The 19,281-nt window shown below is 50.3% G+C and carries 21 protein-coding genes and 1 pseudogene; 14 read left to right on the top strand and 8 right to left on the bottom strand.

The genetic code is table 11. The features are described 5' to 3' along the window. The first annotated feature begins 253 nt into the window (after window positions 1-253). The gene (locus tag KJW29_RS27415; protein WP_214627057.1) at window positions 254-820 is read left to right on the top strand and encodes an Imm44 family immunity protein; all 567 of its coding nucleotides are present in this window, start codon (window positions 254-256) and stop codon (window positions 818-820) included. 276 nt (window positions 821-1,096) lie between these two features. Continuing rightward, window positions 1,097-1,420, top strand: coding sequence for a DUF2834 domain-containing protein (locus KJW29_RS27410; RefSeq protein WP_087568454.1), 324 nt, complete (start codon window positions 1,097-1,099; stop codon window positions 1,418-1,420). 214 nt (window positions 1,421-1,634) lie between these two features. Here KJW29_RS27410 and KJW29_RS27405 read toward each other — a convergent pair whose 3' ends face one another. Continuing rightward, window positions 1,635-2,525, bottom strand: a complete 891-nt coding sequence (locus KJW29_RS27405) for a hypothetical protein (protein WP_214627056.1) — start codon at window positions 2,523-2,525, stop codon at window positions 1,635-1,637. 249 nt (window positions 2,526-2,774) lie between these two features. Between KJW29_RS27405 and KJW29_RS27400 the strand changes: the two genes are divergently transcribed. Then, entirely contained in the window at window positions 2,775-3,569 is a 795-nt protein-coding gene (locus tag KJW29_RS27400; protein WP_214627055.1) for a Cof-type HAD-IIB family hydrolase, read from the top strand. 38 nt (window positions 3,570-3,607) lie between these two features. Here KJW29_RS27400 and KJW29_RS36960 read toward each other — a convergent pair. The 6 genes and pseudogenes from KJW29_RS36960 to KJW29_RS36300 form a co-directional block, all read right to left on the bottom strand. Beyond that, window positions 3,608-3,787: pseudogene (locus KJW29_RS36960) on the bottom strand (DJ-1/PfpI family protein); the annotation flags it as partial. A gap of 324 nt (window positions 3,788-4,111) precedes the next feature. After that, on the bottom strand, window positions 4,112-4,408 hold the full coding sequence (locus KJW29_RS27390) for a spore coat protein (RefSeq protein WP_087568451.1): 297 nt from the start codon (window positions 4,406-4,408) through the stop codon (window positions 4,112-4,114). Between the two features lie 16 nt (window positions 4,409-4,424). Next, window positions 4,425-4,628, bottom strand: coding sequence for a hypothetical protein (locus tag KJW29_RS27385; protein WP_087568450.1), 204 nt, complete (start codon window positions 4,626-4,628; stop codon window positions 4,425-4,427). Between the two features lie 31 nt (window positions 4,629-4,659). Beyond that, window positions 4,660-5,796: a zinc-dependent alcohol dehydrogenase gene (locus KJW29_RS27380; protein ID WP_214627053.1), complete on the bottom strand. Its 1,137-nt coding sequence runs from the start codon at window positions 5,794-5,796 to the stop codon at window positions 4,660-4,662. After that, on the bottom strand, window positions 5,793-6,179 hold the full coding sequence (locus KJW29_RS27375) for a spore coat protein (RefSeq protein WP_108992224.1): 387 nt from the start codon (window positions 6,177-6,179) through the stop codon (window positions 5,793-5,795). Before KJW29_RS27375 ends, KJW29_RS27380 begins: the two co-directional genes overlap by 4 nt. 12 nt (window positions 6,180-6,191) lie before the next feature. Continuing rightward, window positions 6,192-6,434: a spore gernimation protein GerQ gene (locus KJW29_RS36300; protein ID WP_087568447.1), complete on the bottom strand. Its 243-nt coding sequence runs from the start codon at window positions 6,432-6,434 to the stop codon at window positions 6,192-6,194. Window positions 6,435-6,625: 191 nt separating this feature from the next. Between KJW29_RS36300 and KJW29_RS27370 the strand changes: the two genes are divergently transcribed. From KJW29_RS27370 to KJW29_RS27335, 8 genes are all read left to right on the top strand, one after another. After that, the gene (locus KJW29_RS27370; RefSeq protein ID WP_214627052.1) at window positions 6,626-6,907 is read left to right on the top strand and encodes a hypothetical protein; all 282 of its coding nucleotides are present in this window, start codon (window positions 6,626-6,628) and stop codon (window positions 6,905-6,907) included. Between the two features lie 320 nt (window positions 6,908-7,227). After that, window positions 7,228-8,316, top strand: a complete 1,089-nt coding sequence (locus KJW29_RS27365; protein ID WP_214631345.1) for an L-dopachrome tautomerase-related protein — start codon at window positions 7,228-7,230, stop codon at window positions 8,314-8,316. A 334-nt stretch (window positions 8,317-8,650) separates the two neighbouring features. Continuing rightward, window positions 8,651-11,341 carry a winged helix-turn-helix domain-containing protein gene (locus KJW29_RS27360; RefSeq protein ID WP_214627051.1) on the top strand — a complete coding sequence of 897 codons (2,691 nt, stop codon included), beginning with the start codon at window positions 8,651-8,653 and terminating at the stop codon, window positions 11,339-11,341. Between the two features lie 215 nt (window positions 11,342-11,556). Next, the gene (locus KJW29_RS27355) at window positions 11,557-11,871 is read left to right on the top strand and encodes a DUF8691 family protein (protein WP_214627050.1); all 315 of its coding nucleotides are present in this window, start codon (window positions 11,557-11,559) and stop codon (window positions 11,869-11,871) included. Then, window positions 11,868-12,569, top strand: coding sequence for a hypothetical protein (locus KJW29_RS27350; RefSeq protein WP_246608404.1), 702 nt, complete (start codon window positions 11,868-11,870; stop codon window positions 12,567-12,569). The genes KJW29_RS27355 and KJW29_RS27350 overlap by 4 nt, the downstream gene beginning before the upstream one ends. Window positions 12,570-12,677: 108 nt before the next feature. Then, entirely contained in the window at window positions 12,678-13,661 is a 984-nt protein-coding gene (locus KJW29_RS27345) for an NAD(P)-dependent alcohol dehydrogenase (RefSeq protein WP_214627049.1), read from the top strand. A 192-nt stretch (window positions 13,662-13,853) separates the two neighbouring features. Next, window positions 13,854-14,465: a DUF2239 family protein gene (locus KJW29_RS27340; protein WP_214627048.1), complete on the top strand. Its 612-nt coding sequence runs from the start codon at window positions 13,854-13,856 to the stop codon at window positions 14,463-14,465. A 77-nt stretch (window positions 14,466-14,542) separates the two neighbouring features. Next, window positions 14,543-15,433 carry an alpha/beta fold hydrolase gene (locus KJW29_RS27335; RefSeq protein WP_214627047.1) on the top strand — a complete coding sequence of 297 codons (891 nt, stop codon included), beginning with the start codon at window positions 14,543-14,545 and terminating at the stop codon, window positions 15,431-15,433. Window positions 15,434-15,611: 178 nt separating this feature from the next. On the opposite strand, the gene KJW29_RS27330 is transcribed toward KJW29_RS27335, so the two are convergent. Further along, window positions 15,612-16,493: a LysR family transcriptional regulator gene (locus KJW29_RS27330; RefSeq protein WP_214627046.1), complete on the bottom strand. Its 882-nt coding sequence runs from the start codon at window positions 16,491-16,493 to the stop codon at window positions 15,612-15,614. 173 nt (window positions 16,494-16,666) lie between these two features. On the opposite strand from KJW29_RS27330, the gene KJW29_RS27325 reads away from it, so the two are divergent. From KJW29_RS27325 to KJW29_RS27315, 3 genes are all read left to right on the top strand, one after another. After that, window positions 16,667-17,212, top strand: coding sequence for an NADPH-dependent FMN reductase (locus KJW29_RS27325; protein ID WP_214627045.1), 546 nt, complete (start codon window positions 16,667-16,669; stop codon window positions 17,210-17,212). 37 nt (window positions 17,213-17,249) lie between these two features. Then, entirely contained in the window at window positions 17,250-18,164 is a 915-nt protein-coding gene (locus tag KJW29_RS27320; protein ID WP_214627044.1) for an NADP-dependent oxidoreductase, read from the top strand. A gap of 131 nt (window positions 18,165-18,295) precedes the next feature. Next, on the top strand, window positions 18,296-19,264 hold the full coding sequence (locus KJW29_RS27315; RefSeq protein WP_214627043.1) for a hypothetical protein: 969 nt from the start codon (window positions 18,296-18,298) through the stop codon (window positions 19,262-19,264). Window positions 19,265-19,281: the final 17 nt, after the last annotated feature.

Genomic DNA, 19,281 nt, shown 5'->3' with positions numbered 1-19,281 from the left:
GAGGTACTTATGCATCCCGATAGAAAAAATCTAAAAATGCCTCAAGAATCCATTCTAACGGAGAACGATAGTTGAATACCGATAACAAGGCCGCCAATTACTTCGGTGGCCTTCTGTGCATATTAAGAAAACAAGATCATCTGTGGAATAAGTAGCAGACCTCTTAGATGTCATGTTTGCTAAAACTTTGATAGTATATAATGAGTTCAAATTTGGCGGTGAGATTAATATTGTCTACAAGAAGGAGGCATGAATGAAACTAGCTTTTTATCTAGACACACATGGAACGTGTGTAGGTCAATTGAGTGATGAACTATTACCATTAGAAGAAGTAGCAGAAACATGGCAGTTTCCGTATGATATCATTGTTGTCTGGCGTGTGTTACCTGAAAGTTATGGCCGAAAAACATTTAGACGCTTTGATAGCAATGATAATACTTTAGCGTTAGACATGAGCATTACCTATGAACGGTATCAACTGATGTCTAAAAATGAACAACGTGAGGCATTAGGGATTTATCTCTATACTTATATGTCGGAGTCTGTTGCTAAATATAAGAAGTATGCAGATAAGGAAACGCAAAATCAATTTTTAGCTAAGATAAAAAATTGGATGTTGGAAAACAATTGGCTAGATGGAAAGATAAATCAAGCACGGGAACTTCTTACGCAGAATATGGGACTTTATGAAGTCAGCCAACAATTGCAAATGCCGTTAGAAGAAGTTGAGTATATCCTTCTCCGTATGAATGACTATGAGCAGGCAGACGTTCATCCTGATAATATTGTAGCCGGAAAAGCTCCGCCCTATCAGTTGTAAGAAGGCTGTGAGGGGATATGAGGCCCCTCTACTCTATAAGCAAATCAACGAAGGAGCTGGCCGCGGCAGCTCCTTTCGTCATTTTCGCCGATAGCCCCGTTAAGCTGAGCCGTACCACAAGTAGCGGCAAGTTTTTTAAAAATCGCGCTGAGGGCTTGGAACGGAGCCTGGAAGGACATGGGTTGAAGAGCGGTCACACGCAGCAGCGAAGATGGAGCAAACGGACTTTTGCAAGCTTCTTGGAATTACAAATTTCAAAATAATGGAGGGTTATAAATGAAGTACTTTTACGGAGTATTATCTCTTTTGGGACTCGTCTTGCCCTATTCGCAATTCATCCCCTGGGTCGTGCGCAACGGCCTCGATCTATCTCTCCTATTTGAAGCCATAACCAGTACTCGTATCGGAGCTTTTGCATGGATGGATGTTTTAGTTACCGCGATCGTGCTTATGGGATTCATTCTGTTAGAAGGCACCAGAAAGAGAATGAAATATTTATGGCTGCCGATTGCAGGTACGCTACTGGTAGGTCCTTCACTGGGTCTTCCCTTGTTTTTGTTTCTTCGACAATTACACTTGGAGAAAAACATTCTAAAATAGCATCAAAAATGGGAACGGAAACATGGTTAAACGAATCAGTTTAAAATGTTCGGCATTTCTTGAACGTCATGATTCCATCGACGCAGCAAAGAATGTAAGCTCGGATACAGAGGCATGGATCGTGGGGAGACTTTCCACAAGTAACGGCAAACAAAAGCTTTAGCTCCGTATTGAATTGAACTCCTTATAACCGTGTTGCATCAGGGCCGCCAAATTAACCGTCTGACGGGGCGTACTTCCCCACGTCCGGCTCGAATGTCGCTCCGCTCTCTTGGTCCAGCTCCACGTGGGTGGTTCCGCGATCGTCGGTCAGCACGACCAGTATCGACCCGACGACAGGGACGCGGTCGGCGCTGGTGCGCATGTATGCTGAGACGACACGAGGAGCACCGTCAACGATATAATGTACCTCAACCGTGAAAATCGGGAGATTAAAGAGCCAACTATTAGTAAAATGCAAGGCGGTCAACGTTCCGATGCATGACAAACCCTCCTTGCGGAGCCGCTCGATGTCCACCTGACGCCGCCGGGCGTGGGCGATAGAGCCGGGCAACCGCAGGAGTGTAATGGCGGCCCATAGGGCGAAGCTAGCTCCGACGACGGCGCCGAGCTCTAGGGGGATCGTCTGCGATGTCGCTATGGCCTCGAGGTCAAAGGGGCGAGACAGGTCGCTTGTCAGTGTCCAGAACAGGAGGATTCCCGCGACTGCTGCGAGCCCTCCTGTTACCGATAGCGTCGCGAACAGGCCGGCCACCCTGGTCTGCCCGAACTGCTCAATCGATCGCGAGTACGATGTAGCGGTCATACTGATTGCCACAAACAGCAGCAAAACGGCGATCCCAACTGTGACCGGATGACCGAGCACCATGCTAATCGCCGGTGTTGGCGCCATGCCGAGCAGTGCGCCGAACGGCACGGAGCCTGTCAGCGCCCACAGTACAGCGGCTGTAAGCAGCCACGGCATCAGCGGAGCCGAGCGTCCGACGCGACGTCCCGGCGGGAGCATAGTCATCCGTCCGTTCTTATCCGTAGTGGAGAACAGCGGCAGCGTCTCGATATGTTCTTGCTGCCCGTGCTTCTGCTGACCCTCAGCAGTATCCCTCATTGGCATCGCCCTCCCGAGAAAACTACCCGCACCCTGAGCGGCGAAGGGGGATTCCCCGCGGCGCGGCCAGGATGAATAACTATAAAATTTTTATCTATATTTTACCACTATAAGGTTACCTGCTGTAAATACCCCCAAACCGACATGCATTTCAATATGGCGTAACGGGAGTTTAATTTAATAGTGAGTCTAGCATCTCTCTTGAAACTAGGTTATTATTGGAAGAATTAATTGTGAGGGGAGATGCAGATGTCGGACATACAGGCAATTGTATTAGACTTGGACGGAACTTTGCTCGGCAGTGACAAATCCATATCACCTAGAAATTATCAGACTGTTAAAAGGTGTTATGATTCTGGAATTCATATTATCGTTGCCACGGCGCGACCGCCTAGAGCGGCTAATCAATTTGTGAAGAATTTTCCTTTTGTAGACTACTTGGTTTATTACAATGGTGCTCTAATAACATGCAAGTCTAAGCAAACTCAGTGGCACATTAGTATCCCAACGGAGATTAGCCAACAGATTAACAATTTCATCGAGTTACATGCACCTCAATCGATAATTTCATATGAGGTCAATGACTTATGGTATACGTGTACACCAATTCCCGACTCGCAACTCGGTCATTTCGGTATCCGTCCAAATGATCATAAACCCCCGGTTGTTGATAAGGATTTCATTAGTTCACTATCCCCAACCAAAATATTGGTTCATGGTTACAGCACATGGAGGGACGTTATCGAGCAATTCGGCGACCATGTGAACGTAATTGCAACCGATGGAGGAGTATTGGTTCAAATCATGCAAAAATCGGCCTCAAAGGAAGAAGCCGTGCAATGGGTACTTAATGATATCGGGGTGAAGTCAGAACATGTAATGGTATTCGGGGATGACTTTAACGATTTAGGACTATTCCATAAGTGCGGATATCCGATCGCTATGGAAAACGCGATAATTGAGCTAAAAAATTGTGCAAAACACATTACCGAATCAAATGATAACGATGGTGTTGCTGTTGCTCTTGAGAAATTTGTGGTGTAATCAATTGCTGATAATGATTCACCTAACGGGACACAGCACTACCTCGATGCGCTTATATCTGCGGACGATCCCTTTTTCCTACGGAAGAAGCGCCAATCGATGAAAAAAGTGATGAGCAAGGAAAGGACGCCGAGCAATATCGGTATGCCATACGCTTCAAAAGAGATAGGGCTTCCATTCAGCACCAAGTGGTCAGTGGCGCGATATTCGAGCCGCTTCGTGGTGCAAGAACAACTGTTTCGCGCTGTTGCCGCTGTTCTTCATTGGTTTATCGTAAACCGACATTCCGGCTTCATCGTATTGACAAACCCGACCGCGCCTGTCCCCTATGACGACGACAAAAACGATCTTCTCTTCCTAGCGGAACCTCTAAAAATCAAAGAGGCATCCCCTCTTTGCAAATTCAAGCAAATGTCTTCGTTTTTTTATCCATTGACACGGGGCTGGAGAGCTCAGGGACACGATAGTTAAATCATCGATAATAAGGCCGCCGATTACTTCGGTGGCCTTATTGAATTAAGCTTTGTTTATTTAAGCAAAAACTAAGACGGAATGTTCATAGCGGTCTGAATATTTTTTAGATCAAGCTGAATTTGCTCCGGAATATGGTAGGGATGGTATTGGCCCCGCTGCATCATGTAGTTTGTTATCTTTTCATGGGAGTCTATAGCTTCGTCGAGCTGTTTCATCAAAATTTGCTTGATTTCGGGGGTGGCACATTCGGTTACGGCCATGGCGTAGTTTCTGACTCCGCTCTTGGCGTTCATCAAAAAATCCATTGCGATCACGTCGTCGGTCAGCGTATGAAGCCCTGTCATGTGTTCTAGTAAGGTATTCATGTTTCTATCCTCCTTTTTAGGTTAGGGTCACTTTAGACAGCACTCCACCGAGCTCCTGAAGCTGCTGCTGTGATAATTGCACATCTTGCTGCAAAATTTGCTTGAGCTCCGGGTCGGTTACCAGAGCTTGCATGGTTTTGGATTTGGTCATGCAAACGGTCTTGAACGCAGCCATCTCATGAACCTCCAGCATCTCATGCAAAGCGTAATTGGAATTCATTCGGATTGTCCTCCCCTGTATTTACCCATATTCAGGGCTTTAAGATGACTTTGATGCAATCGTCCGTTTTCGTATCGAACACTTCATAGCCGCGCTTGGCATCGCTGAGCGGAATGACGTGCGTAACAATGTCTCCAGGGTCTACTTTGCCCGACGTAACCAGCTCGTACATATACGGCATGTAGTGAATGACCGGAGCTTGTCCGGAACGGATATTCACGTTGCGCTGCATGATGTCGCCGAGCGGGAATCCGTTATAGCGTCCGCCGTATACCCCAGTGACCTGGATGGTCCCGCCTTTGCGGACAGCCTGAGACGCAATGATAAATGCGCTCATGGTGCCGCCTTGCAGTTTCAAACCGCTGGCTAGAAATTCGAGATCGCTCATCTTGCCGTCCATTCCTACCGCATCAATCACGACATCGGCGCCGCCTTTGGTCATTTCCTTGAGATTATTGCCGATATTTTTATCCTGTTCGAAGTTTACGATTTCCACATTGTTTGTTCGTTTCGCATGCTGTAAGCGGTAATCGACATAGTCGACGGCGATGACCCGCTTAGCTCCTTTCAGCCAGCAGAATTTCTGGGCCAGAAGTCCGACCGGACCGCAGCCGAGCACGATGACCGTATCTCCATTCTTGACGCCGGCGTTATCTACGCTCCAGAATGCCGTCGTCATGGCATCGGCGATCAAGCTTAGCTTTTCGTCTGGTTGCTCGCAGTTTTCTGGAATCTTGAAGTGGGTGAAATTAGCAAACGGAACTCGTAAATACTCGGCTTGCCCGCCAGGGTAACCACCGGTTGTTCCGGAGTAGCCGAAATATGCACCCATATCCCCATGTTCGTTTGAATTGTCGCATTGGCTTTCCAGCTGATTCTTACAATAAAAACATTCTCCGCATGCGATGTTGAAAGGGATGATCACCCTGTCGCCTTTCTTTACCTTGGTCACTCCAGGGCCTACTTCTTCAACAATCCCCATCGGTTCATGCCCGATGACATAGTTTTCCTGGAGGTTAGGGATCATCCCGTGAATTAGGTGAAGGTCCGAACCGCAAATGGCGGAACTGGTGACTCTTACGATCATATCGTCCGGTTTCTCAATCTTCGGATCCGGTACCTCTTTGACCACGACATTTTTAATCCCCTGATACGTTACCGCCTTCATGCATTATGTCCTCCAATATGTTCATCTGGGGTCCGATCAAACATCCCTTTACGCGACGTATCATCCGGGAACAAATTCATCTGCCCGATCATCACCGTATTTTTCGCTGAAAGCTGATCGAGTTGGTACTGTTCGTTCAGCTCGTAAGGATGGAACCATTTTTTGCGAATCATAAGCTCCGTGATTTCTTGGTGCAGTGCAATCCCCTGCATAAGATGATTGCGCAGCAGCGCTCTTACATCGGGAGAAGCGGTTTCCGTCAGGGCGATGGACAAATTACGCACGCCTTCCTTGGCCCGAATAAGGAAGTCCATTGCAAATGTCATATCTGCCATCTCGGGCATATTTAATGAATTAATCGGGTCTAAATAATCGGTGTTCATGGGCGCTCCCCTTTAATGAGTGATAGGTGTAGGGCTATTCGGAACAGGCGCTTGGAATGGAGCTCTTGCGTAGATGGCCTGGAGCTCGGCGATCTGTTGTGTGGATAATATGACGTCCTTCTGCATCAAAGCTTTGAGCTCTTGGTCAAAAACCAAGCCTTGCATAAGTTTTGACTTAGCGAGGCAGAGTGTTTTGAAGTTTAACGCTTCATGCAGTTCCATCGATTCGTGTGGCGCTAGAGTTGACATATTCATTGAGGAATTATCCCTTCCTTTCATTTATCAACGTTAGACTTTCCAACGCATTGGATCCCTATTCTGAAATGATTTCCGGAAATGAGGGGTCCGAATATTCCCATGCAGTCGCAAGAATATAAACAAAATCTCAACCGCATACTTATTTCTGTTTAAGTTATTAATCTTTGCTCTAGGAAGGAGGAATCATCTTGCCCAATGAAAACAAAATTGATCTAGCCACCGAAAATGCAAGAAAACCGGCAGAAGGCACACTTCACTCGAGCGGCAATACGCTGGAGCAGCATGCATCTAACGCGGTTTCTGAGGCGCAAACAGCTTTAAATCAGGCGATAAGCTCGATAGGTGAATCTAATGCGGCAACAAATTCACAAGCTTTGGAGATGGCCCGGCAGCAATTGACCCAAGCAGAGGAATTTCTAGATCAAGCGCAAACTTCGGCAAACGCGTTACGTCTGCCGGACCAACAATAGAGGCAGTCCCAAGTCGTTTTTGGTTTTTTGCCCCCATTTAAATGGTCAAGGCTAACAAAAAGGAGCCTTCAACTCCACTTTAATAGTGGTTTTGAAGGCTTCTTCAATATAATTTTGCGACTGCCCGATGGTCGACTGCACTATACCCCTTCCGGCTAACGGTTCCATGTCCATGGCCATAGCTTGTACAAGGAAAGAGGCTCCTATGTATAGTGTACTTTCCTGTAAAATTATTTTATAATCCGGGCACTTGAACCACATTCAGTCATATAAATAGGTGATAGCAGTTCGAACCTGTTGAGGAGGATTTTATACAAGTGATGTTACCGAGTGAAAAGTATTTCGGTAAGTTTGAGGCAGTTTTTTTATTTTACGGAGCTATGCCTACAGGTGTTACTGTTTCTGAAACTGGGCGCATTTTTATTTGCTTTCCGAAATGGGGAGACGACGTTAAATTTACGGTGGCTGAAATCGTTAGCGGCACATTGCAGCCTTATCCTAGTGTAGACGCCAATGTGGTAAGCCCATCGAATATCACAACGTCCTTCGTTAGTGTCCAAAGTGTCGTTGCGGATGGAAAGGGAACGCTTTGGGTACTGGATACGGGGGCTCCTAATTTCTCGGAACCCATCAAAGGGGGGGCGAAGTTAGTCGCTGTAGATTTAAATTCAAATACCATAAGAAGGGTATATACGTTTACGGAGGATGTTGTCCTTCCAACCACTTATCTGAATGATGTCCGAGTTGACTTCCGTGTTGGCAAAGCAGGTTATGCGTATATAACGGATTCGTCTTCCCGAGGACCGGGAGCCATTATTGTTGTTGATTTAGAAACCGGTTATGCCTGGAGACGGTTAAACGGGGCAAATTCAACTTCACCCGATCGCTTTTTCTTACCGAAAGTCGAAGGTAAACTCCTTATGAATCGAAACAAAGATGGATCTGCTTCACCCTTTAGATTGGCATCCGATGGTATAGCGATTTCCCCGGACGGCAAAATATTGTATTTTTGTCCTCTCTCCAGTCGTCATCTGTACTCGATTTCAACGGAAGCCCTAAGAGACCGAACGATACCGGATATGAATGTACAATCTCACGTGAAGTATTGGGGAGAAAAAGGTGCTTCAGATGGAATGATCACCGATGCAAAAGGAAACGTTTACGCTGGAGACTATGAAAACAATAGTATTCGAAAGATATTGCCGAATGGAATAATGGAAACCATCGCACATGATCCGAGAATTTTATGGCCGGATACTTTTTCTATTGGTCCAGATCAATACTTATATTTCATCGTGAACCAATTACATCGGCAGGCAAGATTTCATTATGGAGATGACCTGCGGCAGAAGCCTTATAGTTTACTCCGTATGAAAATAGACGAACCACCTGCTCCTACCTTTTGGTAAATATTTCGCTTTACAAAGTTGACTCTCGGCAGTATGTTCAGCTTAACGGGAGGCGTAAGGTCAATGAATATTTAACAACTTTATTTAAACCCGGACCTTTCTATAGGCCGGGTTTGTTTCGTTTATAACGGCATTTTAAACGACCTTGCTATCGGGCAATAACATAAGCGTAAATATGAAGTGGTGAAAAGCGAAAATTGACGATAAAATGAATCATATGAAGTAGTAGGATGGAGCGGGTGATCCTTATTTTAAAAAATACGGGCGGAACTCATTTGAATGTGAGTATAAATCGATGAACATGACCATTTTAGCCACAAAACTGTTTATCCCCGTGCCACGGACAAACGTTGTCCAAAGGCGGCGCCTGATCGATCGGCTAAACGAGGGTCTGGACCGCAAGCTGACCCTCATCTCTGCCTCTGCCGGCTTTGGCAAAACTACGCTGGTCAGCGAATGGGTCGCTGGTTGCGATCGACCTGTCGCATGGTTATCGCTGGACGAAGGGGATATCGACTCTGTGCGCTTCCTGTCTCACCTTGTCGCTGCTTTGCGGACGATTGAGGACAATATTGGAGGTGGTACGGTTACTGCACTCAAATCCCCGAATCCACTGTCAACCGAATCGATTCTAATGATCTTGTTGAATGAAATCTCAGCTCTCCCATACAAATTCGTCCTCGTCCTGGACGACTACCATGTTATTGATGCCGAATGGATCGACGGCGCTCTCAACTTCCTAATCGCGCATCTCCCTCCACAAATGCACCTTGTCATCGCCACACGCGAAAATCCGCAGCTTCCCCTGGGCCGATTACGCGCCCGGAGCCACTTGACTGAGCTGCGCGACACCGACCTGCGTTTCACTCCCGGCGAAGCGGCCGCGTTCCTCGATCAGGTCATGGGTCTGAATCTTACGGCCGACGAAATTATGGCGATAGAAACCCGTACCGAAGGCTGGATCGCGGGGCTTCAGCTGGCGGCGCTCTCGATGCAGGGGCGCGAGGATATCCCTACGTTCATTCAGGAATTTGCCGGAGACAATCGGTACATTATGGACTATTTGGTCGAAGAGGTCCTTCAGTGCCAGTCCGACCAGACCCGTAACTTTTTGCTTCAGACCTCCATTCTCGACCGGTTGCATGGACCGTTATGTGATGCCATCACCGGCCAGGTGGATGGCATAGCGCGGCTCCAATCCTTGGAGCGAGGCAACTTCTTTGTCGTTGCGCTGGATGACAGGCGCCAATGGTATCGTTATCATCACCTCTTCGCCGAGGTTCTCTCTGTCCATTTGAGGTCGGATCAGCCGGATCAGGTGGCTGCATTACATCAGCGCGCAAGCATATGGTTCGAGCGGCATGGCTTGCCGGACGATGCGATCCGACACGCGCTGGCCGCCAATGATTTCGGGCGGGCGGCAGACTTGATCGAGCTGGCGATACCAGCCTTGCGCAGGAGCAGACAAGAGGCTGTGATGTTGAAATGGCTGAAGGAGCTCCCCGACGAACTGATCCGTTGCAGACCTGTGCTCAGCGTCTGGTATGCCGGGGCGTTGCTGGCCGGAGGCAAATTAGATGCCGTTGAGGTCCGACTGCGAGACGCCGAACAATGGCTTGAGACAGTGGAAAATCAGGGTGAACGACAGCAGGGCAGCCCGGTCAAAATGGTCGTTGTGGACGAAGAGGAATTTCGCCGTCTCCCGGGTTTGATCACCGTGTATCGGGCCGGACTAGCCTTGGTTCTCGGTGATGTGCCCACCGCCATGAACTACGCGCGGCGAACGCTCGATCTCGTGCCCGAGAATGACCATCTTCCGCGCGGAGCGGCGACTGCGCTTCTGGGACTCGCATTATGGAGGAACGGGGATCTCGAGGAGGCGCGCCGGATATTTGCCGGTGGCATAGCCAGCGTGCAGCAGGCTGGGGCTATCTCCGACGCGATCAATGGCTCCATCGCTTTGGCCGAAATACGGATCGCACAAGGCCGACTCCGCGAGGCGATGCACATCTATGAGCGGGGATTGCAGCTTGCGGCGGAACATGGCGAGCCTGCTCTGCGGGGGACGGCAGACATTTACGTAGGAATGAGCGAACTCTGCCGCGAGCATGACGATCTGGAAGCCGCCATACGGAACCTGTTAAGAAGCAAGGAGCAGGATGAACACACTGGGTTCCCGCAATACCGGTATCGCTGGCGAGTCGCAATGGCTCGAATACGGGAGGCCGAAGGGGATTTGAACGACGCGCACGATCTTCTCTGCGAGGCGGAGTCCCTGTACGTGGACGACTTCTTCCTAAATGTACGCCCTATAGCGGCGTTGAAGGCGCGGGTGCGGGTTAAGCAGGGGAGGTTAGGTGAAGCCCTCGATTGGGCACGGGAGCAGGGTCTGTCCGCCAAGGACGATCTTTGCTACCTGCGCGAATTCGAGCACATCATCCTGGCAAGGGTGACTCTGGCCCAATATAGAAGTGACCGTGCGGAGCGAACCGTACTTGAGGCGATCGGTCTCCTGGAGCGTCTCCTTCAAGCAGCCGAAGAAGGAGGAAGGTCGGGAAGCGCGATCGAAATCCTGGTGTTGCAGGCAATTGCTCGCCATATGCAAGGCGACATCCCTGCAGCGCTTTTGCTTCTGGAACGAGCCTTAACGCTTGCCGAGCGGGAAGACTACGTCCGAATCTTTGCAGACGAAGGCCGGCCAATGGAGGTCCTGCTGGAAGCGGCTGAGAAAGAGGGGATAGCCCCGAACTATGTCCGACGCCTCCTGACGGCATTTGGGAAAGAAGGGGGCAGAATGCTTGCCAAACCGGATATTCGCAAACCTCTGGGAGAACCGCTAAGCGAACGTGAGCGCGACGTGCTTCGACTACTTGGAACCGACTTGAGCGGCCCGGAAATGGCCCGCGAACTCAGGGTATCCCTGAACACCTTACGGACCCATACCAAGAACATTTACGAGAAGCTTGAGGTAAATAACCGTCGGGCAGCCGTCCGCCGCGCTGAGGAACTCGATCTATTAAAGTGAGCTTGAATAGTTGAATAGTTCATCCCCCCACGCCCTGGCACAATTGCCGGGCGTTTTTTCATTTTCAGCAAGTCCCTTGTTGAAAAAATCACCACGTCACTCACCACATGTGGTGATGCGGTCTCACCCTATGTACGTGTATTTTTAATTATGCAAGGAACACATCCACCTCATTGGTCTACGTGAAGAAGCAAGGAAGGCGGCGGCGGTAAAAAATGGGTGAAACACACGGTTCCACAGAGGAACATCACAACCCCGATCTGTATGAAATTCGACTCAAGGGCCACCTTGATGACCGGTGGATTTATAGGTTCGAGGGGCTGAGCCTCACCCACGAAAGCGACGGAACAACCATCCTCACTGTTCAAGTGGTCGATCAGCCCGCATTGCACGGCGTGCTCAGGAAAGTTCGCGATCTCGGCTTGCCTTTGGTCTCGGTCCTCCAGCTTGATCCCAATCAGGCAAATGGTCCGAATGGCAACGAGAACAAAAATCCTAATCATTCGAAAAAAAAGGAGACAAACCTATGACAACGAATCAACCTACCGCAGTTCTAAAGGGGAGCGAGCATATGCAAACCAATCGGCGAGCCGCTATTACAGCCCCGAATCTTATCCGTTTCGCAGGTATAGCCGCTATGCTGGCAGGGATCCTGTTTATTGTCGTTCAGATGATCCATCCTGCCGATATTCTTTCGTCAGTCAACACCGGTCGATGGGCCATTGTTCACTACTTGGGCGTCGCCATGTGCTTTCTGGGCATGGTCGGCGTAACGGGGATCTACGCAAGGCAAGTGGAGAAGGCCGGCTGGCTCGGTTTAGCCGGTTATCTCCTGTTGAGCAACTTCTATGCGCTCACAATGGCTTTTCAATTCATCGAAGCCTTTGTCTCGCCACCGCTTGCTGCCGAATCGCCAACCTTTGTCGAGGGCATGTTGGGAATTCCAAGCGGCAATGTCGGCGATAACAATGTCGGCTACCTCGAAACGATCTATTCGGTAACAGGGGGCTTGTATTTGCTCGGCGGGCTGCTGTTCGGCATCGCTACGCTCCGCGCAGGCATTCTGTCGCGCTGGGCTGCCGGTCTGCTTACCATCGGGACCCTTCTGCCCCTCCCGCTGTCTTCGCTGATCCATCACCCGTACGATCGGATACTGGCGGTGCCGGTAGGGTTGGGTCTGGCTTGGTTGGGGTACTCGGTCTGTTCCAAACGGCGTGAGAAAGCCTGATATGAGAATCAAAGAGGTCGCGCTCGTAACAACTCGAAGAAACAACAAGCTAAAAGGAAAAATGCATTACACCCGAGGAACTGGGAACGTAGAAATGGAGGGGTAGGGATGAAAGCAATCGTATACGAGCGGTATGGGCCACCGGATGTCTTGCAGCTGCGGGAGGTCGCCAAGCCGGTAACGCAAGACGACGAGATCCTGATTAAGGTTTATGCGGCAACTGCCGCAGCGGGGGATTGGCGATTACGTAAGGCAGATCCTTTCCTGGCACGGCTGTTCAACGGTTTATGGAGACCGAAACGAATCAAGATTCTTGGATTCGAATTAGCCGGCGTAGTCGAATCGACGGGCAGAAGCGTTACTCGATTCAAGCCAGGAGATGCCGTGTATGCCGCCTGTGGTGCCAGTTTCGGTGCGTATGCCGAATACAAATGCCTGCCGGAGACGGGAAGTGTCGCACCGATGCCGGTGAACATGACGTTCGAGGAAGCGGCCGCGGTTCCGGTCGGCGCCTGTACGGCCTTGCATTTTCTCCGGAAGGGCAACATCCGGCGCGGCAGCAGAGTGCTCGTCTATGGCGCTTCAGGCAGCGTCGGGACATATGCGGTGCAGCTGGCCAAGCATTTCGGCGCGGAAGTGACCGGAGTATGCAGCACATCGAATGTGGAGTTAGTAAGATCGCTCGGTGCCGATTGTATGATCGATTATACGAAAGAACGGTTCTCGGATGGCGGTCCGGCTTACGATATTATTTTCGATACGGTTGGGAAGAGTCCATTCAAGGTTTGCATCAAGCTTCTGACACCCGGAGGGTTCTACTTGCAAGCGGTCCATGTAAGTCCATTGCTAATCGTTCGAGGTTTATGGATCAACTTGACGAGCGGCAAGAAGGTGATTGGCGAAACAATGAAGGAAAGCGCCGAAGACTTGATTTACTTGAAGGAACTGATCGAGGCCGGCACGTTGCGTTCGGTCGTTGACCGCCGTTATTCGCTGGAGCAAGCGGCGGAAGCTCACCGCTACGTGGAGCAGGGCCATAAAAAAGGCAACGTGGTTTTAAACGTTCGGCCGAATAGTATAGATGATTTCTAAGCCGCCAAGCTTCCACGATATCAATAGGATCTACGAAGGGCACCCCGCTATCGGGTGCCTTATGGTGAACCACACCATAAGTGACGGCGAAAACCCTCCATAACGGACGAAAAAATATATTTTACCCGGGTAATATTGAAAATTTATTTTTATCCGGGTATAATTGGTGAGACATTCATAGAGGAGGTCAGCATGATTAATGCTCTAACGCGTGTTTACTGCACGGCATTTTTGGGCGTGCGAGTCGTCGCCAGTGGTTCGTTACAGCACGTTGTTACTACAGTGAAGGATGCTTTGGATGACGGAGGCCTCACACAGCTGCTATTATTTGACGATTCCACGGGAAAGCCAGTAGATGTTGATTTTCGCGGGAAGACAGATGATGTGCTCAAACGATTAGGAGAACAGTTTGGTGACTTACCCGGTGCGGAAATGAATGACCAGCCTACGAGGCGGGTCGGTCGACCCAAGCTGGGGGTTGTTTCCGGTGAGGTTACGTTATTGCCACGGCATTGGGAATGGCTCAAGAGTCAACCTGGAGGGGCTTCGGTAACCTTGCGAAAACTCATTGATGAGGCTCGCCGGGCTGGAGATAAACAGAGCAATATCCGAGAGTCACAAGAAGCAACACATAACTTTATGACGGCTATGGCCGGGAACTTCCATCAATACGAAGAAGCTCTGCGGGCACTGTATGCTGGTGATTTGGATCGTTTTCACCACTTCATCGCTGACTGGGCGCCTGATATCAGAAACCATGTCAAAAGATTAGCCGCTAATGCGTTCTCTAAAGAACATTTGTGAATGCAGCGATCGAAGATTCGCGCCTTCTGCCTAAGGCAAAACTTCCAATACCAAATTAATTGGAGGAGAACATGATCATGAATATTAAGAAAGTCAACGGCGTTGATTTGGCCTATGACAGTTTCGGTAACGAAAATGACGAGGCTATCATCCTAATCGCCGGGCTTGGAACCCAGATGATTCGATGGACGGTTCCGTTTTGTGAGATATTGGCAGGGCGGGGCTTTCGCGTAATCCGCTTTGACAATCGCGACGTAGGTTGCTCGACACACTTTAACCATTATAGGGCGCTGGATTTTGACGCACTGGCGACTGCGCTCATGTCAGGACAACGACCGGACATCCCTTATACTCTCGATGACATGGCAGGCGACGCTATCGGACTGCTCGACGCCCTTTCAATTGACCAGTCACATTTCGTTGGCAGGTCGATGGGCGGAATGATCGCCCAGATTGCAGCGAGTGCGTACCCTGAACGGGTTTTATCACTCACCTCGATTATGTCCAGTTCCGGTAATCCCGCCCTTCCGCAAGCTTCCCCGGATGTCATGGCGATGATGACTAAACCGGCACCGAACCCCTTTGAGGACGAAGCAGGATTTTTGGCGCACAGCCTCTCTTTTGCCAAACGCATCGCAGGCACTGGCTATCCATTCGAAGAAGACGCTTATCGGGCACTCATTCTGAAGGAAGCCCAGCGAGCCTACGATCCAGGCAGTGTCGGACGACAAATTGCCGCGATCGCTGTTTCCGGTGACCGTCGTCCGCGGCTGGCGACCATAAAAGTACCAGCGCTTGCCATTCATGGGGTGGACGATCCCCTGTTCGTCCCGGCGTGTGGCGAGGACACGGCTTCTGCAATCCCGGACGCCGAGCTAATGATGGTTGACGGCATGGGACACGACCTGCCGCACCAACTGTATAAAGTAATCGCCGATGGCATAGAACGAACGGCTCGTCGCCATTGACACGTTTGTTAAAGTAGCCCCTTGTGAACGTATATGTGGAAACGATCAAATAGCGCCGATTTCATGATAACATCGTGAGCCGGCGTTTTTTGTGGGATTTTTCCAAACAGACGATGGTCAGATTCAGAAACGAATTATTCAAGTAACGGCAATATTCAATTTGAGATATTTAAATCATCTATGCCCGTTTTGCTGATTTGGCATAGTACTCGATGAAAAAATCGCGAAACCTGCGCGCAGCGAGGGAGAGGTACCGCTTCTCATGCCATACGATTTGGAAATTACGCTGGCAAACGGGGAACTCAATATGCAGCAAGCTTAGCTTGGAGTTGGGACCGCCGCAATTTCCTACAAGCGCAACGCCAAGCCCGGTCTGGACAAGACTTGCAATGCCGGCAGGCTCGTCGACCCGGCAGACGAAGTTAGGCGATATCCCTGCTTCCCGAAAAAACAAATCGTTCATTTTCTGAAAAGGAAATTCCTCCTTGTAACCGATAAACGGGTCCTCCGCCAGTTCACTTAACCGGATGCTCTTTCTTCCGGCAAACCGGTGTCCTCGGGGAACAGCCAAATAAACCTCTTCCTTCAAGACGGATACCGTGCTAATGTCGGGCCTATCGATTGGCAGCGCCGTAAAGCATAGGTCGACTCCGCCAGCCTCCACTAACTGCGTCATCTCTTCCATTGAAGCCTGTGTAATCTTAAAGTTGACTTCCGGATGAAGCTCGAGAAATTCGCCTAGCGCATCCGATAACCGGTCCAGCGTCGATGTCGCGAGGTGAATGCTCCCTTGCTCGAGTCCCGCCAGCTCGGATACTTCTTTCCTTCCTTCTTCCAATAGAGTGAGAGCCTTCTCGACTTTGTCCAGAAACGCCTTGCCGAACGTATTCAGGCGAATTCGGCCTCCGTGCCGATCGAACAACGGAACCCCTACATCTTGCTCCAGCCTCGAAATCGTCTTGCTCAACGCAGGCTGCGCAATTAACAACTCCTGTGCCGCCTTAGTCATGTGCTCCATTCGGGCAACCGTTCGAAAATACTGCAACTGAAGCAATTCCATATGCGTCTCTCCTTTCCATATACCCGAGTATATGATCTTTATGTTATAAGATATATTTCAGTTTATCTAAATGTAATTGTAAAATAAAACCTGTAGCGAAATCAATTACGATTTCCCAAGAAAGTAACATAAGGTCCTGAAACAACAAATGTGAATTGCTGGGAGGATTCCAAATGAAACCATTACGTATTGGCATTATTTTAGGAAGCACACGTCAAGGGCGCGTAAGTCCGCAAGTAGGAAATTGGGTTAAAGAAGTAGCCGACCGACGCGGAGATGCGAATTATGAAATCGTGGATATCGCAAATTTTCAATTGCCTTTTTTCGGAGAAGGTACGGGTAAAGAGCCTGGATTGATCGCGTGGTCGGAAAAGCTCTCCGAGTTGGACGGTTTCGTATTTATTATCCAGGAATACAATCACAGCATCACGGGAGCGTTAAAAAATGCACTGGATTCGGCACGAGACGAATGGAATAATAAGGCGGCCGGCATCGTCAGCTACGGTTCAACGGGCGGAGCCCGCGCAGCCGAACATTTACGCGGAATCTTGGGAGAGTTGCTCGTGGCGGACGTTCGCGCACATCCAACGTTTTCGATGTTTACGGATTTTGAGAAATTCCAAACATTTAAACCTGCAGACCTGCACGTTAATAAAATAAACACCATGTTAGATCAACTTATCGCATGGAGCGGGGCATTAAAAACGTTACGGTCATGACGCGACAAAAAGGGATAAACAGGAGGAGGATTGTACGATGAAAGCAGCAGCATTTCGTTTGGTCGGTGGACCCGAGGTTATGGAGGTCATGTCGTTTCCCGATCCGCAGGCCGGTCCAGGTCAAGTCAGGGTCCGGGTGAAAACGGCCGGGGTACAGCATTACGATTGCGGCGTGCGGAGCGGGTGGACTCCGCAGGGCGTTGACATTCGGCTTCCGCAAATTCCGGGCAACGAGTTCGCGGGCATCGTCGATCAAGTGGGCGAAGGCGTTACCGGCCTTGACATAGGCAGCGAGGTGCTCGGCTTCGGGCTATTGTATTGTTACGCCGAATACGTGGTCGTGGGCGCTGATCAAATCGTAAGTAAGCCCGGCAGTATGACCTGGGAAGAGGCAGGCGGGCTGACCGGCAATGGCCAGGGTGCGTATATCGCCATGAAAGCCATCGGCGTTGGACCGGGCGATACGGTGTTGATCCATGGAGCAGCCGGATCGCTTGGGGCTTTTGCGGTACAGTTGGCGAAGGAGTGGGGGGCCACAACGATCATCGGCACAGCCAGCGAAAGCAACCACGATTACGTGCGCTCGCTCGGGGCTATCCCCATTACGTACGGGGAGGGGCTTGTCGAGCGAGTACGGGCGCTGGCGCCGAACGGCGTCGACGCCGCTTTCGATACGGCCGGGGCGGAAGCGGTGCGTGCCTCGGTCGATTTAGTGCAGGACAGAAACCGTATTTGTACGTTTGTCGCTTACGACCTTATCGAGGAGCTTGGTCTCCGTGTCATCCGCGGCGAGCGCTCCGCCGCCCGTCTGGCCGAGCTCGTCGATCTGCACAGCAAGGGCAAGCTGCGCATCCATATCCGGCAGACGTTCCCGCTTGAACAGGTCGCGGATGCACACCAACTGATCGAAACAAGGCACGGCCGCGGCAAGATTGTCCTCACTATCGGATAAGGCGAGGCGGAATTACCCAATTCCCCGATTTTAGAAAATTTTTCGAATTGCTTTCGAGGGACTTTAGACTCCTCCTTTAGAATGAAGTTGTAGGCGAGAGAGGCCATACAACCTTAAAGGAGCGAACGAGAATGAAAAAGAAAAACAAATTCATCATGATAGGCGCGGCATTGGGCGCCATAACACTATTTACGGCGACGGCTTTCGCGTATAGTCCGAACACGCAGGGTTACGATGCATTTAAAGCGGTGCTGAAAGCGAACCATACGTCGGGGACTGCCATCGAAAGCGCGACATTCAACGGAAACTTTAGCGTTACGGTTGACGGCCAGACGGTGTTGAAGGCGGACGGTTTGGCGAAGATGGGTGAAGCAGGCGGCGAGCACAACGTCAGCGGCGACTTCGACTTCACGCTCATGGGTGTCGAACGAAACGCCAGCTTGTACAGCAGTGGCGACGACAAGGTCTTTCTCGTAGACCGGACGCATGATTTGAATTATCAGGTGATCAACTTGAACGATGAACACGCCGGCGATTATCGTGAATGGTCGGATGAGGAGTTCCAGGATCGTCCGATGAACAAAGCGGAAGAAGCGCTCCTCGATTTCATGGTCGGCGACCTGAAGGACAACTTCAGCGTGGCTAACCTGGCAGACGGCTCGAAGACGATTACGGTCGACATCAGCAAGGAGGACATTCCGCTCCCGATACGTTTACTAATGGACGCGGCATCGGCTGAGGAACGGGTCGGGCGCGCACATGCGCCGGAAGCCCATGCGGGGTGGGAGCAGCTCAGACAGCTTCCATTCTTCCAAGGACTTGAGGGAATCGACCTGGAAGCGCAATTGCCGGAGTTGACGAAAGACGTTGCCATTGAACATGTGCGGCTGCAAATGACGGTCGATGCGAATAACGAGGTGCAAAGCGTGCAAGGCGAGCTTGAAGTGAGCGGCAAAGATAAGGCGGGCATCACCCACCGCGTGGAGATGGAAGGCGCAGGCGACGTTAGCGGCATCAATGCCACGACGCCGGATGCGTATGATCCTGCCGGCAAGTCCGTGGAAATGATCGACGCGGCAACTTTCGACGACCGCAGCTAACGCAATTGACCTCGGGA

It is taken from the genome of Paenibacillus agaridevorans (assembly GCF_018604145.1).
Lineage (GTDB): Bacteria > Bacillota > Bacilli > Paenibacillales > Paenibacillaceae > Pristimantibacillus > Pristimantibacillus agaridevorans.
The sequence above is the reverse complement of the archived record's forward strand: the minus strand, read 5'-3'. Positions and strand labels throughout refer to the sequence as shown.

Coding starts and splice junctions, on each gene's coding strand:
- KJW29_RS27320 (WP_214627044.1), top strand. CDS start 17,250: ATGAAAGCAGCAGCATTTCGTTTGGTCGGTGGACCCGAGGTTATGGAG.
- KJW29_RS27385 (WP_087568450.1), bottom strand. CDS start 4,628: ATGAATTCCAATTACGCTTTGCATGAGATGCTGGAGGTTCATGAGATG.
- KJW29_RS27415 (WP_214627057.1), top strand. CDS start 254: ATGAAACTAGCTTTTTATCTAGACACACATGGAACGTGTGTAGGTCAA.
- KJW29_RS27315 (WP_214627043.1), top strand. CDS start 18,296: ATGAAAAAGAAAAACAAATTCATCATGATAGGCGCGGCATTGGGCGCC.
- KJW29_RS27400 (WP_214627055.1), top strand. CDS start 2,775: ATGTCGGACATACAGGCAATTGTATTAGACTTGGACGGAACTTTGCTC.
- KJW29_RS27335 (WP_214627047.1), top strand. CDS start 14,543: ATGAATATTAAGAAAGTCAACGGCGTTGATTTGGCCTATGACAGTTTC.
- KJW29_RS27330 (WP_214627046.1), bottom strand. CDS start 16,493: ATGGAATTGCTTCAGTTGCAGTATTTTCGAACGGTTGCCCGAATGGAG.
- KJW29_RS27355 (WP_214627050.1), top strand. CDS start 11,557: ATGGGTGAAACACACGGTTCCACAGAGGAACATCACAACCCCGATCTG.
- KJW29_RS27410 (WP_087568454.1), top strand. CDS start 1,097: ATGAAGTACTTTTACGGAGTATTATCTCTTTTGGGACTCGTCTTGCCC.
- KJW29_RS27345 (WP_214627049.1), top strand. CDS start 12,678: ATGAAAGCAATCGTATACGAGCGGTATGGGCCACCGGATGTCTTGCAG.
- KJW29_RS36300 (WP_087568447.1), bottom strand. CDS start 6,434: ATGAATATGTCAACTCTAGCGCCACACGAATCGATGGAACTGCATGAA.
- KJW29_RS27390 (WP_087568451.1), bottom strand. CDS start 4,408: ATGAATACCTTACTAGAACACATGACAGGGCTTCATACGCTGACCGAC.
- KJW29_RS27375 (WP_108992224.1), bottom strand. CDS start 6,179: ATGAACACCGATTATTTAGACCCGATTAATTCATTAAATATGCCCGAG.
- KJW29_RS27340 (WP_214627048.1), top strand. CDS start 13,854: ATGATTAATGCTCTAACGCGTGTTTACTGCACGGCATTTTTGGGCGTG.
- KJW29_RS27405 (WP_214627056.1), bottom strand. CDS start 2,525: ATGAGGGATACTGCTGAGGGTCAGCAGAAGCACGGGCAGCAAGAACAT.
- KJW29_RS27325 (WP_214627045.1), top strand. CDS start 16,667: ATGAAACCATTACGTATTGGCATTATTTTAGGAAGCACACGTCAAGGG.
- KJW29_RS27380 (WP_214627053.1), bottom strand. CDS start 5,796: ATGAAGGCGGTAACGTATCAGGGGATTAAAAATGTCGTGGTCAAAGAG.
- KJW29_RS27365 (WP_214631345.1), top strand. CDS start 7,228: ATGTTACCGAGTGAAAAGTATTTCGGTAAGTTTGAGGCAGTTTTTTTA.
- KJW29_RS27350 (WP_246608404.1), top strand. CDS start 11,868: ATGACAACGAATCAACCTACCGCAGTTCTAAAGGGGAGCGAGCATATG.